The organism is Streptomyces caatingaensis (genome assembly GCF_001187435.1).
GTDB lineage: Bacteria > Actinomycetota > Actinomycetes > Streptomycetales > Streptomycetaceae > Streptomyces > Streptomyces caatingaensis.
In genome coordinates, this window is record NZ_LFXA01000002.1 from 355,430 (window position 1) to 370,692 (window position 15,263).

Annotated in this window: 13 protein-coding genes and 2 pseudogenes; 11 read left to right on the plus strand and 4 right to left on the minus strand. The window is 70.6% G+C overall.

Annotated features, from left to right (window positions below; all coding sequences use genetic code 11):
- The first annotated feature begins 48 nt into the window (after positions 1–48).
- From AC230_RS34200 to AC230_RS30625, 4 genes are all read left to right on the plus strand, one after another.
- Positions 49–1,155 (plus strand): XRE family transcriptional regulator, encoded by a 1,107-nt coding sequence (locus AC230_RS34200; protein WP_198535390.1) that lies wholly within the window; start codon positions 49–51, stop codon positions 1,153–1,155.
- Complete coding sequence (locus AC230_RS02345) at positions 1,152–1,757, plus strand: PIN domain-containing protein (RefSeq protein ID WP_198535391.1); 606 nt, start codon at positions 1,152–1,154, stop codon at positions 1,755–1,757. The genes AC230_RS34200 and AC230_RS02345 overlap by 4 nt, the downstream gene beginning before the upstream one ends.
- Positions 1,758–1,903: 146 nt before the next feature.
- Positions 1,904–2,599 (plus strand): hypothetical protein, encoded by a 696-nt coding sequence (locus tag AC230_RS02350; RefSeq protein WP_049714235.1) that lies wholly within the window; start codon positions 1,904–1,906, stop codon positions 2,597–2,599.
- Positions 2,600–2,926: 327 nt separating this feature from the next.
- Positions 2,927–4,138 (plus strand): DUF4365 domain-containing protein, encoded by a 1,212-nt coding sequence (locus AC230_RS30625; protein ID WP_157868486.1) that lies wholly within the window; start codon positions 2,927–2,929, stop codon positions 4,136–4,138.
- Positions 4,139–4,197: 59 nt separating this feature from the next.
- Here AC230_RS30625 and AC230_RS30630 read toward each other — a convergent pair whose 3' ends face one another.
- Together AC230_RS30630 and AC230_RS02360 are read right to left on the minus strand one after the other, a co-directional pair.
- A complete protein-coding gene (locus AC230_RS30630; protein ID WP_157868487.1) occupies positions 4,198–4,596 on the minus strand; it encodes a hypothetical protein in 399 nt (132 codons plus the stop codon).
- Positions 4,583–4,804: a hypothetical protein gene (locus AC230_RS02360; RefSeq protein ID WP_157868488.1), complete on the minus strand. Its 222-nt coding sequence runs from the start codon at positions 4,802–4,804 to the stop codon at positions 4,583–4,585. Before AC230_RS02360 ends, AC230_RS30630 begins: the two co-directional genes overlap by 14 nt.
- Before the next feature lie 1,012 nt (positions 4,805–5,816).
- Between AC230_RS02360 and AC230_RS02365 the strand changes: the two genes are divergently transcribed.
- From AC230_RS02365 to AC230_RS02380, 5 genes and pseudogenes are all read left to right on the plus strand, one after another.
- Positions 5,817–7,022, plus strand: a complete 1,206-nt coding sequence (locus AC230_RS02365) for a tyrosine-type recombinase/integrase (protein WP_241833045.1) — start codon at positions 5,817–5,819, stop codon at positions 7,020–7,022.
- 94 nt (positions 7,023–7,116) lie between these two features.
- Positions 7,117–8,028, plus strand: a pseudogene (locus AC230_RS02370) (alpha/beta fold hydrolase); the annotation flags it as partial.
- An 852-nt stretch (positions 8,029–8,880) separates the two neighbouring features.
- Positions 8,881–9,174: pseudogene (locus AC230_RS33340) on the plus strand (carboxymuconolactone decarboxylase family protein); the annotation flags it as partial.
- A gap of 21 nt (positions 9,175–9,195) precedes the next feature.
- Positions 9,196–9,852 carry an MBL fold metallo-hydrolase gene (locus AC230_RS02375; protein ID WP_049714956.1) on the plus strand — a complete coding sequence of 219 codons (657 nt, stop codon included), beginning with the start codon at positions 9,196–9,198 and terminating at the stop codon, positions 9,850–9,852.
- 29 nt (positions 9,853–9,881) lie between these two features.
- Entirely contained in the window at positions 9,882–10,661 is a 780-nt protein-coding gene (locus tag AC230_RS02380; protein WP_049714238.1) for an exodeoxyribonuclease III, read from the plus strand.
- A 27-nt stretch (positions 10,662–10,688) separates the two neighbouring features.
- Here AC230_RS02380 and AC230_RS02385 read toward each other — a convergent pair whose 3' ends face one another.
- On the minus strand, positions 10,689–12,518 hold the full coding sequence (locus AC230_RS02385; protein ID WP_107082039.1) for an SGNH/GDSL hydrolase family protein: 1,830 nt from the start codon (positions 12,516–12,518) through the stop codon (positions 10,689–10,691).
- 170 nt (positions 12,519–12,688) lie between these two features.
- Between AC230_RS02385 and AC230_RS02390 the strand changes: the two genes are divergently transcribed.
- On the plus strand, positions 12,689–13,120 hold the full coding sequence (locus tag AC230_RS02390; protein ID WP_049714240.1) for a DUF6278 family protein: 432 nt from the start codon (positions 12,689–12,691) through the stop codon (positions 13,118–13,120).
- 360 nt (positions 13,121–13,480) lie between these two features.
- Here AC230_RS02390 and AC230_RS02395 read toward each other — a convergent pair whose 3' ends face one another.
- On the minus strand, positions 13,481–14,254 hold the full coding sequence (locus tag AC230_RS02395; protein ID WP_049714241.1) for a GntR family transcriptional regulator: 774 nt from the start codon (positions 14,252–14,254) through the stop codon (positions 13,481–13,483).
- A gap of 255 nt (positions 14,255–14,509) precedes the next feature.
- Between AC230_RS02395 and AC230_RS02400 the strand changes: the two genes are divergently transcribed.
- Positions 14,510–15,253, plus strand: coding sequence for an amino acid ABC transporter ATP-binding protein (locus AC230_RS02400; RefSeq protein ID WP_049714242.1), 744 nt, complete (start codon positions 14,510–14,512; stop codon positions 15,251–15,253).
- Positions 15,254–15,263 lie beyond the last annotated feature (10 nt).

Genomic DNA, 15,263 nt, shown 5'->3' on the forward strand with positions numbered 1-15,263 from the left:
CGGCGGCGCGCCTTGTGAACTGTGCAGACGGCGGACTACTGTCCACGGGTGTCCAGCATCTCCGATCGCGTGAGAAGCCTGATCGATCAGTCGGGCCTCAGCCTCCACGACTTCGCCGACCAGGCCGACCTCGACGCCGAGCAGCTCACTGAGTGCCTCAGCGGCACGAGCCCCTTCTCAACCGTCGACCTTGCGGTCATTGCCGATGAATTCCATGTCTCCATGGACTGGCTGCTCACGGGAGCCGAGCCCCCACTGGCCGTGGCAGCGAGAACAACTACGGGAAGGGCAGCCGAAGCACTGGCAGCCGCCCGGGACTACATGGCCCGGCGCGCCGACCTGGACAAGCTCGGCTATCCGCAGCCCTGGCAGTCCGTCTCCTCGACAGCGCGTTCCGGCAATGGCTACGCCGCCCAGGGAGAGGCGCTGGCGAAATCAGCTCTGAGGGCGGTGGAGAGCCAGGGGTGGTCTGTGACTCAAGACGGCCTGCCGGAACAGATCGAGGCGGTCTTCGGTGCTGACGTGGCTGTCGAGCCGTTGGGCGACGGCTTCGACGGTCTCGCTGCTATGGGCCAAGGTGCCAAGCTCATCCTCCTGGGCACGACATCAAACCCGGCACGTCAGCGCTTCACCCTCGCCCACGAGCTCGGGCACCTCCTCGCCGACGACGACCAGGACGTCCACCTCGATCGCGACATCTTCGACCGGGCCCAGAAGAAAGATCCGAGCGAGCAGCGAGCCAACGCCTTCGCCTCCGTCTTCCTGCTGCCCGAGCAAAGCCTGCGCGAAGCGGTCGGCGCAGCGAGACTGACCAGGGAAAGCTTTGGCACGCTGTGCTGCGATTTCATGGTCAGCCCTGAGACCCTGGCCTACAGACTGCTCAAGCTGCGCGTGATCGACGCTGGCGCCTGCGACTACTACAAGCGCATGACCGTCCGCGAGGCAGCCGCCGTCGCCGACCGCGCAGAGGAACTCGACCGGCGAGTCGCGGCCTCGGAGAAGAAGCGGCTCCCCGGACTCCTTGCACGCGATACGCGCGCCGCCTATGAGGCCGGCAAGGCGACCCTGCGTCCGTACGCGTCCCTCCTCGGCCTGGATGTTGACGAGCTCAGAGGCCAGCTCGCGACCGAACAGGACAACGGCGGTGCCGCATGAGCGACATCCTGTTTCCGGACAACACCGTCCTGTGCAACTTTGCCGCCGTTGAATGCCTCGACCTGCTCCGCGCGGTCCTGGACGGCCGCGGCAAGTGGACCGCGGCCGTGGCGCGAGAGGCTCGCAAATCGGCTGACAAGCTGCCTGCCCTGCACGACCTGAGACAGCAAGGCTGGCTCGGCGAAGCCATCCGAGTAACGGCTCCGGACGACCGCGAGAGCGTCGGCCACCTCCGCACGGCCGTGTTCGGCGGCCAAGCCGACCGGAACCTGCAGCACCTCGGCGAGGCCGAGACCTGCCACATCATCCAACATTGGCCCCAGTTCGCCGGTGCATGGTGGATATCGGATGATAAATCCGCACTGGAGTATGCGATCGGGCAGGGCATCATGACGGCGGAGACACTCGGCATCATGCAGCTGGCTGTGAAATCGGGATTCGTTACGGCGGAGGACGGTTACGCCCTGATGCAGAAAATGCACCAGCTGGACCGTAATCCGCGGCTTCCCCAGTCCGTCACCGACCTCACCGTTCTCCCCTGGTCACTTGCCGAACTGCTCCCTGGACAGAGCGACGATGAAACCGCTGGCCATGCCATGTAACCTGCTTCCTCAGTCATCTGCATGGCGGCCCGACTGCGTCAAGGGTGCAGGTCCATGCGAAGCACCCCCGACAGAAGGAGCCTCGTACGACCGAGTGCATTAGCGCTCGAGGGTGCGGGGACGCGGTTAGAGCGTGGAGGAGAGCAGTGGATCAGAATGCTCGCCAGGAACTCGTGCGAGCCGAGGCCGAACGCCACGGTGTCTCCCCGTCGGCGGTCGAGTACGCGGTGGACGTGATCGCTGCCGTCCAGCGGCGTGATAGGGCTGATTATCGTGCCAACTTCGGCGGTGAGCTCACCCTGGACGAGTGGTTTGACGGGTATGGTCCCTCGGGATTCGACGAACTGCTTGTCTATGCCGCGCGCAAGGCCGATCTCGGCGACCGGGGACCGGACGCGCTGCGCCGCGTTCTTACGGCTGCCGCGCTCGCTGAGCAGAGCACCGCTGGTTCTGGCTCGAGACGGTTGGCGCGCTTGCTGGATCAGCCGAAGGAGGCCGACGCAGGGGTTGCACAGGATGCACCAGCTGACGGGACGCCCAAGACAGAGGCGCAAGGGCCGGCGGCCGAGGAGTGCGTCAATGCCTCCGGTCCCCTCCTTTTCGGGGAGCACCCGGAGCATGGCTGGATCGTTGACGGTCCGTACGACAGCGCCGTGGCTTCCGTTCTTGAGCAGGCGGGTTTCTGCTACGACGCAGCATTGGGTACCCACCGAATCCCGGCAGCTGTCGACCCCTGGACGGCTCTTCACCGCGCCAGCCCCGCACTTCAGCAACGCGACGTGAGCTTCGTCATCCTCAACGCCCAGGCAGCAGCCGAAGCCGCTGGTCCTCCTCCTGCTTGAGAGGGCTGGCCGCAAGAGGGAGTTGTATCGATGGCGGGGGAGATGGCGCCGGATGTATTGGGGGCGCTGCGTACGAAGCAGCCCGCCCACCGGTCGCGCTGGATGGTGATCTGCGACATCTAAGCGTACCCGGCAAAGTTCTCTGCTGATCCTGTGACTCTTTGTTGGCTGCGAGGTCGGCAGATGCAAGGACGAACGCGACGGCGTCGCTGGCTCTGGAACCTCTGCGCCGTACGATGCTGATGCGGTGTGCTCATACTCTCCACTACGGCAGGGGGCGTTGCGGTCGTGCAGGTTCGGCAGTCACAGCAACTTGAGCGAGAGGGAGTGACCTGGATTAGCCATCTCGTCACCCGCGAGCTTGGTTGGGTCTTCAGGGAGCAGCCGACTGTCGATGTGGGCATCGACGCACACTTGGAGGTTGTGGACAGCATCACCTCAAAGGCGACAGGCCAACTCCTTGCTGTGCAGATCAAGGCAGGGTTGAGCTATTTCGCGTCACCTACCGAAGATGGCTGGTGGTTCGTCGGCGACACGGCGCACATGGAGTACTGGCTGGGGCATTCACTGCCAGTACTTGTGATGCTCTACAACCCTGGAACTCAGAAAGTCTACTGGCAGCACGTCAGCAGGCAGACTGCGATTTCGACGGGCAAGGGGTGGAAGATCCACGTGCCTGTTACTCAGGAGCTGAGCGCACAGTCCGTTGTGGCGATCCAGCCGTTTGCACGGCCATCATCCGAGCTCCACGGTCTTCAGAGGCTACTCGCTTGGAACATTGAAGGCGAAAACACGTGGGCTTCCTGGCCGGAGAAGGCCGAGTTCTACCGCCACCTCTTGAGCGTGCGCCTGCACATGCTATTCAGCAGCATTGCCGGAATCACCGAGGTGCGTCGCGACTCCATGCCGGTGGACATGACGGTATGGCTGACTATGGGACGCAACATTGATGTTGCTCTGGTTCATCCCTCCAGCCGTCTGGACAGACTCTTCGCCCGGGGTAAAGACGCCTTCGACCCCGTTGTGGCCGTCGTTTGCGGCGCCCAGAATCTGAGCGAGTGCCCTCAGCTACGGGGCTCACAATCGATCCACCGCTCTTCTTCGCTGCATGGAGCCCTGAGACCGGGGGCGATGAAGATCTGCGAACTGCGATGGAACACGCCATCCGCTGGCTGTGCGAGCCCGACGAAGTCTGGTGCTGATCTCGTGATGGTCAGGCTTGATGGCCGTGAAGCGGCCAGAAGAGAGGATCAGCGGTTGACTTCGCGTCATCCGCTTAGTTCAGATGAGGTTGCGGGAAACGCCTCGCCGGGCACCAGCCCGTCGGCGGTCTCCAAGGCCACGAGGGCGGACTGGACGTGGGCCCCGTCGATGTCGGAGAGCGGTATGTCACTCATCGTCGTCCTGCTGCATAGGCGGGGCTTGGCCCGCGCCCGGGAGCTGGTCGTGGAAGCGCCGCATGGTTTCGGCGAAGGTGGCGGGCAGCGCGGCCACCGCCGGCCCAAGCCGCAGCCGCTGTCCCTCGCGGACGATCAGTAACAGTAACAGCAACAGCAACAGCAACAGCAGCTCTCCGTCGAGGGCGGCTTTGGTGAACTTCACGTCCAGTCCGATGTCCCCGGCGGCGTCCAAGATGTCGGCGCGCGCGAACGAGCGGCCAGGGTAGGGGGCCAGTTCAGGTCGGGCCACGCCCGGGCCAGGCACAGAGCGAAGGTGATCATCTGGGTGGGGGTGAGTCGGGCGACGGGATAGGTGCCCAGGTCCTCGGGCGTCGGCGCCTGTGACCAGCCCAGCGCGAGCGCACGGCCCAGTGGGCCCGGGCGGCCGCCCGAACTGGACAGGGTGGGCTGCGGGCAGTCGCATTCGACGAGGCTGCGTCCTGCGATCCGGGCCTTCTCATCGGCCTCGGCCAGCAGCCCGGGCGGCAGGCTCCCAGGGGCGAGTGCGCCACCGGCTCGGGCGGCGGCCAGGGTCAGGGGCACATCAGGGTTCTTCATCACCGTGCTCGCTTGCCACCAAGTCCTCCGGCGCGGTGGCCGCAGGACGCTCCGTGCGGTGGACCGTGACCGGATGCAGGGAGGTCACCCACGCCTCACGGTCGATGATCAGTTCGGAGCCGATCTCCAGATGGTACGGAGCGTGGGGGTCGGCATCCAGCATGATCAGATCCGTCAGGAGCCGGACGGCCCGAGGCCACCGCGACATCCGCAACTCCTCAGTCACCTCGACGCGGTCGCGCTCCAGGAGCATGCGATCGGCAGCCCGTTCGCGACGTGCCCGCTCCCGCACCCTCGCTCGACCACCGCGCCAAACGGGTCCCGCTCCGGCGACTTCTTAGGCATCGGCGGCCGGTGGTGCACCCGGTGGCGCGGCGCGAACGCATCCACGGCGTTCACCAAAGCCCCCGCATCCACCCGCACCTGTGGCGCATCCACCAACAACGTGGCGCCGGCCTCCGCGAGCCGTGGGTTCAGTTCGCCTACGGCAGACGGTGATCGGCCCGAACAGACTGGAGACCTGCTCGCCACCCATGTCAACGTACGGGTGTCCGGAAAATCGCAGGTCAGCCCTGCGAGAGCCCGCACCCCTGCCCTCGACCGCGCCTCCGAGCGCCCGACCCCACGGAGGTCCACCTGTCGAACGCCGCTATCCGATCCGCCCGCTTCGCCGCCCCCGTCCTGGCGCTTGGGAGCCATGAACGCGTGGACAGCCCCGGGCAGAGGACTACGGCTCCTTGTCCGCGGCCCTATGTCTGTGCCTCTGTGCGGCCGGGCTATTCGGCGAGGGTCTGCTGCAACGCGGATACCGCCGTGATTGCGTGGTTCTGGCGCACGTCGCGGCGCACCCTGGAGCGGTGACTCGCCATGTGGCCCGAGCCGTCAGAGCCCCCGAGCGTGTCGTCGCGCGAAACCTCGACCGCCTCACCGACGACGGGCTGCTTGTGCTCGTCACTGGCGGCTCGGCTTCAGCGCTGCGGTCCTGCCGACTGGCGTCCTGACGGCCGCGAAATCGTTCCCGAAGGCCGGAAGCACGTCCCGCTGGGCGATGCATAGCAGGTGATCCCCGGTTAGCGAAACCGGGGATCTTGCGGACCATCGGTGTTGTTCGTCTTCGGCTGTGCTTGGCGGTGGAGCCCTAGCGGACGGTGTAGCCCATTCGCCTAGCCTCTCATTGGCGAAGGCGGCGTAGTGCAGGAATTTCCACGCATTCGAGGAGAGTGAGTATTCTGTCCGATCCGATCAAGAAACTTCCGCCGAACTCGAAGGGGAAGGTCAGGTACCAGTTTGTTGTCGACGTAGGAGTCGACCCCGAATCTGGGAAGCGTAAGCAGTTGAGGCGCACCTTCGATTCGTTGAAGGAGGCGAAGGCTGAGTACGCGAACATATCTAACCGGCGGAACGAGGGCTCATTCGTTCCGCCCAACAAGATCACCGTGAACGAGTGGCTCGACCGATGGCTGGCCATGAAAGCCGATGATCTCGAAGAAACCACCATCTACAACTACACGGTTACCCTGGATCGAGTTCGGAGGAGACTTGGCAAGATCCCCCTCCAGGATCTTACTGAAGAGCATGTGGTGGAGTGGAGGGACTGGGCCCTGGCTCATGGTCGTATGCGCGGCAAAAGAGCAGGGACGCCACTTAGTGTCACGAGTGTGGATATGAGCCTCGCTCGGCTGAAGGAAGCTCTGGGGAGGGCCGTTACCCGGCGGTTGGTGTACGTCAATGTCGCTGCCCACGTCACCATCCCCCGCAGGGCGCGCAAAGCGGAGCGGAAGAACAAAGAAGAGGTGCAGCCATGGAATGTCCAGGAGGTTCAGAAATTCATCCATGGCATTAGTGGGGAACGTCTCTACGCTGCGCTTCTGCTTTCGCTGATGGGGCTCCGTCCAGCTGAAGTCTGCGGCCTTCGTTGGGAAGACGTTGACTTGGAAAACGCCACGATTGTCATCGCCAACACGCGCACGATGATGGGCAACCGGCATGTGGTGGAGAAGGACACCAAGTCTCTTGCGGGCGAGCGGGACTTGCCGCTGCCTGCTCTGGTGCTAGCCGCCCTCAAGGCGTTCAGGGCTCTCCAAGCCGAGGAGAGGCTCGCTCTGGGGGAGGCATACGTGGCGTCCGGCTACGTGCTGGTCCATGAGTCGGGAGAGGCTTTCACGATCAAGCAACTTCGTCGGCGCGCGTACCGGCTCATGGAGCTCCTTGGCCTCCGTCGCGTCAGGCTCTACGACGCACGCTCGTCGTGCTTCACCTACCTGGCCAACAACGGCGTGCCGGACCACATCCTCGCGCGATGGGCCGGGCATACGAACGTCAAGACGACCAAGAGGTGGTACGTCAAGCCGGACGTAGAGGACCTCCGCGGAGCCGCCACCACATGGGATGGCCTGCACGGGGTTGCGGTGGAGGGGCGAGCGTGAGCCGCGCGCTCCACCAGCCGGGCGGCTTGCCGAGCCGCATGGCCAGCAGACCCCGGCGATGTGACTTCTCGTGACAGATGAGAGGGTCTGGCGGGTGAGTGAGACACCGGTGAACACCCTGCAATACCGCTCTGACGGGCCAGAAGGCGCCCCAGTCCTGGTTCTGGGGCCGGCGCTGGGTACCACATGGCACATGTGGGACCGGCAGATCCCGGAGCTCACCCGCACCTGGCGCGTCCTGCGCTTCGACCTCCCCGGGCACGGCGGGGCGCCCGCCGTCCCCGCCGCCACCGTCGGGGACCTCGCCGACCGGCTCCTCGCCACCCTCGACGGGCTGGGCGTCGAGGAGTTCGGTTACGCGGGCTGCTGCGTCGGCGGCGCCGTGGGTGCCGACCTGGCGCTGCGCCATCCGCACCGGCTCGCCTCGCTGGCCTTCGTCGGCGCGGCGGCCCGCTTCGGCACGGCCGAGAGCTGGGGCGTACGGGCCTCCGAGGCCCGCTCCCACGGGCTCGGCCCGGCCGCGCGCACCGCGCCCGAGCACTGGTTCACGCCCGGCTTCGCGGCGGCCCAGCCCGCGATCGTCGACTGGGCCGTCCAGATGGTCCGTACCACCGACGTCCCCTGTTACTCCGCCGCCTGCGAGGCGCTCGCCGCCTTCGACGCCCGGCCGGGGCTCGGCCGCGTCGACGTGCCCACACTGGTCCTCGTCGGCGCCGAGGACCAGGTCACGACGCCGGCCGACGCGCGGGTCCTGGTCGCCGGCATCCACGACGCGCGGCTCGCGGTCGTGCCGGGCACCCGGCACCTCGCTCCCGTCGAGCAGCCCGGCGCCGTGACGGACCTGCTGGTCGGGCACTTCACGGGCACCTGGCGGCAGCCGGGCGCGGCGCGGCGCGCCGGTGCGCCCGGTCCGCTGCCGCAGCCGGCGCCCGTGGACGCCGCCGACGCCGCCGCGCCGCTGGGTGCCTTCGGGCCGCCGCCGGGGCCGGCCGCCGGTCCGTTCCCCGGCCCGGCGGGCGACTCCTTCGGCGCCGGTCCGACGGCGAACGCGCCCGGCGCGGAGCCCTTCCGCCCCGCTCCGGCGGCGTTCGCCGGTCCCGAAGGGCCCCTCGCGGGCGCCCCGGGCCGGGGGCCGGGGGACACGCCGCCGGCGGGAGTGCCGCACCTCGGCGGTGCCGAGGCCGCTGCCGCCACTCCGCCCGCGGTGCCCGGCCCGGGTGCGTACGGCGGCGCCGTGCCCGGCCCCCGGGCCGGCGCGTCCCGCCGGGCGGCCCGCACGGACGACGACTGGCCCGGCACGGGCCGCGTGAACGGGCCGGCGGACGGCCGGGCCCCGGCCGTCCCGGCCGAGCCGGCGCCCCTCCAGGACGTGGCCACCGCCATCCTTCCCCGGACCCCGGCCGCCGGTCCGCCCCCCGCCGCACCGGCCGCGGACACCGACTCCGGCGCCTCGCTGCCGGCGGGCGCCGAGCCCAAGTCCCCCACGCCGGGGGCTCCTTCGGCCCCGGGCGCCGCGACGTCGGTGACGAACGGGCCTTCCCCGAGCGGTACTTCTCCGGGAGGCACTTCCCCGAGCGGCATCTCCCCGAGCGGCACTTCGCACCTGCCGCCGCCGGTGGACCACCCCGGGGAGCCGTACGGGGCCGCCCGGGCGGCGGGCGCCGGCGAGCGGTCCGTCCCCGCCGGGCCGGACGCGGGCTCCCATGCCGGTCCGCACACCGCGACGGACGGCGCGGCGCCCGCCGCCGACCCCCACGAGCAGGCAGCCTCCCTGCGCCGTCGCGTCCTCGGCGACTCCCACGTCGACCGGGCCGAGGCGGAGGCCGCCGCGGACCCGTTCAGCCGGGACTTCGAGGAGTTCGCGAACCGGGCGACGTGGGGGGAGACCTGGTCGCGGCCGGGGCTCGACCTGCGGACGCGGTCGTTGCTGACGCTGACCGCGCTGACCGTCGGCGGGCACCTCGACGAGCTGGCCGCGCACGCGCGGGCCGCGCTGCGGCTCGGGGTGAGCCCGGAGGAGATCAAGGAGACGCTCCAGCACGCCGCGCTGTACGCGGGGCTGCCCGCCGCGCGGGCGGCGTTCGCGGCCGTGCGGCCCGAGGTGACGGCGCACGTCGCGGCGGAGGACGGTGCGCCCGAGCGGCGGCCGTAGCACCATGGACCCATGGGGATCATGAAGCTCACCAAGCACGGCCACGCCTGCGTCCGCCTGCAGAAGGACGGCCGCAGCCTCGTCATCGACCCCGGAGGGTTCACCGAGGAGGAGGCGGTCGCCGGCGCGGACGCGCTGCTCGTCACCCACGAGCACCCGGACCACTTCGACGAGGGCCGGCTGCGGCGCGCCCTGGAGGCCGACCCGGCGGTCGAGCTGTGGACGCTGCGCAGCGTCGCGGAGCAGGTCGCGGCCGCCTTCCCGGGCCGGGTGCACACGGTCGGGGAGGGCGACGCGTTCACGGCCGCCGGGTTCGACGTGCAGGTGCACGGGCAGCTGCACGCCGTGATCCACCCGGACATCGAACGGATCACCAACGTCGGCTACTTCGTGGACGGGACGGTCTTCCACCCGGGCGACGCCCTCACCGTCCCCGGCCGTCCCGTGGACACGCTGATGGTGCCGGTGATGGCGCCCTGGAACAGGGTCGCCGACGTCATCGACTACCTCCGCGAGGTGGCCCCGCGCCGGGCGATCGACATCCACGACGCGCTGCTGACCGACCTGGCCAGGCCGGTGTACGACCGGATGCTGGGCCCGGCCGGGCCGGGCGTCGGGGGCGCGGAGCACTCCCGCCTGGCGGCGGGGGAGAGCGTGGAGCTGCCGCTCCGGGACTGACTGTCGGACCCGGCCGTTAGGGTGGCCGCATGCGCATCGCCACCTGGAACGTGAACTCGATCACCGCCCGCCTCCCCCGCCTGCTGGCCTGGCTGGAGGGCAGTGCTCCGGACGTGCTCTGCCTCCAGGAGGTGAAGTGCGCCGAGGACGCCTTCCCCTACGAGGAGGTCCGCGCCCTCGGCTACGAGGCGGCGGTCCACGCCACCGGCCGGTGGAACGGGGTGGCGATCCTCTCCCGCGCCGGCCTGGCGGACGTGGTCCCGGGCCTGCCCGGCGGCCCGGAGTACGAGGGCGCCCAGGAGCCCCGCGCGATCTCGGCGACGTGCGGGCCGGCCCGGGTCTGGTCGGTCTACGTGCCCAACGGGCGGGACGTGGAGCACGACCACTACGGCTACAAGCTCCGCTGGTTCGAGGCCCTGCGCGACGCCGTCGCGGCCGACGCCGCCGACGGCCGCCCCTTCGCCGTCCTCGGCGACTACAACGTCGCCCCGACCGACGAGGACGTCTACGACCCGGCCGTCTTCGAGGGCGCCACGCACGTGACCCCGGCCGAGCGCGCCGCCCTCGCCGCCCTGCGCGACACGGGCCTGACGGACGTCGTCCCCCGCCCGCTCAAGTACGACCGCCCGTACACCTACTGGGACTACCGCCAGCTGTGCTTCCCGAAGAACCGGGGCATGCGCATCGATCTCGTCTACGGCAACGCCCCGTTCGCCGCGGCCGTCAAGGACGCCTACGTCGACCGGGAGGAGCGCAAGGGCAAGGGCGCCTCCGACCACGCGCCGGTGGTCGTCGACCTCGACGTCTGACGGGCCGGGCGGCCGGCGCGCGGCGGCTCACAGCCGCCGCAGGTCGACCGTGTCGGCGAAGGCCTTCATGCCCGCGTCGTTGGGGTGCAGGTGGTCGCCGCCGTCGAAGCGCGGCAGCATCCGCTCCGGCCGGGCGGGGTCGCGGACGGCGCGGTCGAAGTCGAAGACCGCGTCGTAGAGCCCGCCGTTCTCCCGGATGTGCCGGTTGATCGCCGCGCGCTGGGCCTCCGCCGTCGCCGTGCAGTCCCAGTAGCCGCCGCACGGTGCGATCGTCGCCGCGACGACGCGCACCCCGCGCTCGTGCGCCCGCTCGGCGATGGACCGCAGGGCGGCGATGACCTGGGCGGCGGTGGTGCCGGCGCGGATGTCGTTGACGCCCTCGAAGACGACGACGGTACGGACCGAGGTCTGCGCCAGGACGTCGCGCTCCAGCCGGTGTCCGGCGCTCACCCCGCTGAGGGTGGAGCTGGTGCCGTTGCCCGGGTAGCGGTCGTCCACGACGCGGTTGCCGGAGATCCCGCTGTTGAGCACGCCGTACGCCGGGACCGCGCTCTGGGCGCGCAGCCGGCGGGCCAGCAGGTCGGGCCAGCGGCCGTCGGCGTCCGGCTTGGACCGCTCCCCGTCGGTGATCGAGTCGCCGAGGGCCACGACCGAGCCCGTGCCGCCGCTCACGTCGATGCCGGTGAGCAGCGGCCAGCTCGTGAGCGACTCCGTGAAGGCGCCCGCGTCCCGGTCCTCGGTCCGGTCGCCCTCCTCGTCCTGGGTGAGGTACGAGTGCTGGTTGGTGTAGTAGTGCACCGGCAACGCCCGTACGGTGCCCGGGAGATGGAGGGAGACCAGCAGGCTGGTGTCGGGGGGCACCCGGAAGCCCAGCGGATCGCTGAACTGCTGGGCGCCGGCCGGGATGACGACGTCCTCGCGGTCGCCGAAGGTCAGCGTCCGCGGCCGGCCGGCCGTCGCGGCGCCCTTGCCGCGCAGGGCCACCGTCGCGTGCCCGACGCGTACCGGCTGTCCGGCGAAGGTGTTCTCCAGCCGGATCCGGGTGCGTTGACCGCCCACCGAGCTGCGGACGACGAGCCGCAGGGTGCGGTCGGTCCAGGGGCCCACGGCGGCGTACCCGGACGGGGGAGCGGCCCAGCTGCCGGTCCACCCGTTCGAGGGAGCGCGCAGCGCCATGGAGAAGATGTGCAGCTGGACCGACGCGCGGGGGGCGCGCGGCAGGACGACGGACTCGACCTCGCGGCCCCGGGCGACGGGGACGGTCACGGCGTGCAGCCGGGTGGTCTCCGTCCGGCGGCCGGCGGGGGTGTTGAGGTGGGGGAGGGCGACGGCCTTGGTGCTGAGGAGGCCGCGCCGCCAGTCCGGGGCGGTCAGCCGGTAGGCGGTGTGCGAGCCGTCGCGGTAGCGGACGGTCCCGGTGCCGCTCACGTCGCCGCCCGGGCCGGCGGCGGAGCTGCTGGCCACGAGGAAGGAGAGCGCCTGGCCGCGGCCGCGCAGCCGGACCGTCTGCCCGGCGGCCCGCACGTTGTCCGGCCTGCCGGGGGCCGACCGCGGCCAGCGCAGCGGGGAGCCGTCGAGGGTGAGCGCGCGGCCGGGCGTCCAGCCGGCGGCCTTGAGGTCCTGGGCGGAGAACGAGCCGCCCGCCCCGTCGAAGTCCGCTTCGCCGGGGCGGGCGTCGTCGCTGACCGCCGTATTGTCGAAGAGCCGCTCCAGGGGGAGCGGCTCGCTGCCTCGAAGGCCCGGGTCGGCGAGTGCGGGGGCGTGCACGAGGCCGGCGGCGCAGAGCGCTCCGGCCGCGGCGGCCCCCGCCGCCCGCCACCGTCTGTTGCGTCTGTGCCGGCTCTGCCGTGGTGCCATGAGCTTCGTTGTCCGGAGCATGCGTCTCATGCCTTCCGTGATTCCCAGGGCGGGATGTGGCGGGATGAAGCTAAGGAGACGAGCGGGGAACGTCAAGGAGGCCGGGGGGCCACGTCCTCGCGCCGCGTGCCGGTGGTGGGCCCCTCCGTGCGGGTGCGATCCTTGCCGGTATGAACATTCCCTTTCTGGGCGGTTGGCGCAGGCGGCACGGCGGCGCGGCGCACGGGGCGCCGGTCCGGCGGGACGCGGAGGGGCTGACGGAGCTGCTGTCGGAGTGCGAACTCCTGCGCGCCCAGGCCGAGTCGGCGGGCGTGACGCTGGACGACGGGCCGGCGTCCCTGGAGGCCCTCGACCAGCTCCAGCCGCGCTGGCGCGACGACGAGGAGCTCCAGTCCTGGCTGGGCAACGACGCGGGGCTGTACCTCGGCACCGTGGTGGTGCGGACGGTGCCGGGGGCGGTGTGGCAGCTGTGGCCCGACGGCCAGCCGGTCGTCCGGCTCGCGAGCGGGCGCGAGGTGGATGTGGTGGGGGCGGGGCAGGCGTGGGCGGTTGACGGGGCGCCGGAGCTTTCGCAGGTGTATGCGGAGCTGTCGGAGTGCTGAGCGGGCTCGTCGTCGGGGCCGGGTGATCCTGCCCCCGCCCCGCCCTTTCACCGTTTCCCCCGGGGCTCCGCCCCTCGACCCCGAACCGCGCTGCGCGCGGGGACCGGCACCGCGCCGTGCGCGGCCGGGCGGGGCTTCGCCCCCGCACCCCACCGGGGCTCCGCCCCCTGGACCCCCTCATCAGGACTTCGCCGCCCGCCCTCCTCCAGCTCCCCCAGAGGACGTACCCCCGGAACGGACCGAAGTCCGCCCGCCCCGCGCACCAGAGCACCGCCCCAAAGGGCGGCCCCGGGCGGAGCCCGGTGCGAGAAGCGGGGCCCGCTGGGAGAGGGGGCAGGGGGCGGGCCGAGGGCACAGTCCTCAGGTCGTGAAAGCGATGACGTACTCCAGACGCCAGCGGTCCGCGCGGACGACGATGTCGGAGGTTTCGACGGGGCGGTCGTCGCCGTCGAAGTGGGTGCGTTCGACGACGGTGACGCACTGTCCCGCCGCGCAGCCGAGGGCCTCCGCCTCGGGGGTGGTCGCGGGCCGGGAGCCGACCAGTTCGCGGGCCCGGACGACGCGGATGCCGATGGCGGCCATGCGGCCGCGGACGCCGCGCCGGGCGTAGGGGCCGCGTTCGGGGTGGACGACGTCGGTGCCGGCGGTGACGGAGAGGGGTTCCCAGCTGGTGGCCAGCTGTACGGGGCGGCGGTCGGCCAGGTATTCGTACTCGGTGCGGAGGACGGCGTCGCCGGCCGCGATGCCGAGGCGGTCGGCGATCGGGGCGGGGGCGGAGGTCTCGCTGGAGGACGCCTCCCAGGTCAGCACGGTGTTCCGGCGGCCGGGACAGCCGGGGTCGCGGGCGGGGTGGAGCTCCGCCGCGAACGGCGTGTCGACCGCCCCCGTGGTGCGCAGCAGCGTCCCGAGCGGCGCCCGGTCGGTGACGAACACGCCGCGCCCGAACTGCCCCTGCGCGTACCCCGCGGCCTTCAGCACGCGCACCGCGCGGTCGACGGTCTGGTCACTGGCCGCGTAGGCGCGTTTGAGCTCGGAGCGGGAGGGGATCCGGGCGCCCACGACGAGCGAGCCCTCGTCGATCCGCCGCCGCAGGTCGTCGGCGATGCGCAGATATACGGGCCTGCTGTCCCCCACTCCGGGCTCCTTCCCCCGCCTCTTCCCCGCGTTCCCCCATCTGGACCACAGGCTAGGTACCCAGGCTGGGTCTGTGTACCTAGGAAAGCCCCCAGGAAAGCCGCCTGGGGAAGCCCCGGACGGGTGACGGGAGGGGCGGGGGAAAAGTCGGTGAAATCGCCTGATGCACGCGTGTCTTCGGAGATGTCCCGTACGCGGTGGATAGGTTGCTCCGACCGGCCGGGACGGGACAGGCGAGAGTGAGTTGGACTGAGCATGGCCGTCGATCCGCTGATCGAACTGCGTGGCGTCAACAAGCACTACGGCGACCTGCACGTCCTGCAGGACATCGACCTCGCCGTCGGCCGGGGCGAGGTGGTGGTGATCATCGGCCCCTCGGGCTCCGGGAAATCCACCCTGTGCCGCACCGTCAACCGGCTCGAACCGGTGGAGTCCGGAACGATCCTGCTGGACGGGCAGCCGCTGCCCGAGGAGGGCAGGGCGCTGGCGCGGCTCCGCGCGGACGTGGGGATGGTCTTCCAGTCGTTCAACCTCTTCGCGCACAAGACCGTGCTGGCCAACGTCTCCCTCGCCCCGGTCAAGGTCCGCCGGCGCCCCAAGGAGGAGGCCGACCGGCGCTCGCGCGAACTCCTCGACCGCGTCGGGCTCCTGGCCCACGCCGACAAGTACCCCGCGCAGCTCTCCGGCGGCCAGCAGCAGCGCGTGGCCATCGCCCGCGCGCTGGCCATGGAGCCCAAGGCCCTGCTCTTCGACGAGCCGACCTCGGCCCTCGACCCCGAGATGATCAACGAGGTGCTGGAGGTCATGCAGCAACTCGCCCGCGACGGCATGACGATGGTCGTCGTCACCCACGAGATGGGCTTCGCCCGCTCCGCCGCCAACCGCGTGGTCTTCATGGCGGACGGCCGCGTCGTCGAGGACCGCACGCCCGAGGAGTTCTTCACCGCGCCGGAGAGCGACCGGGCCAAGGACTTCCTCTCCAAGATCCTCAAGCACTGAGCGGGGGGAC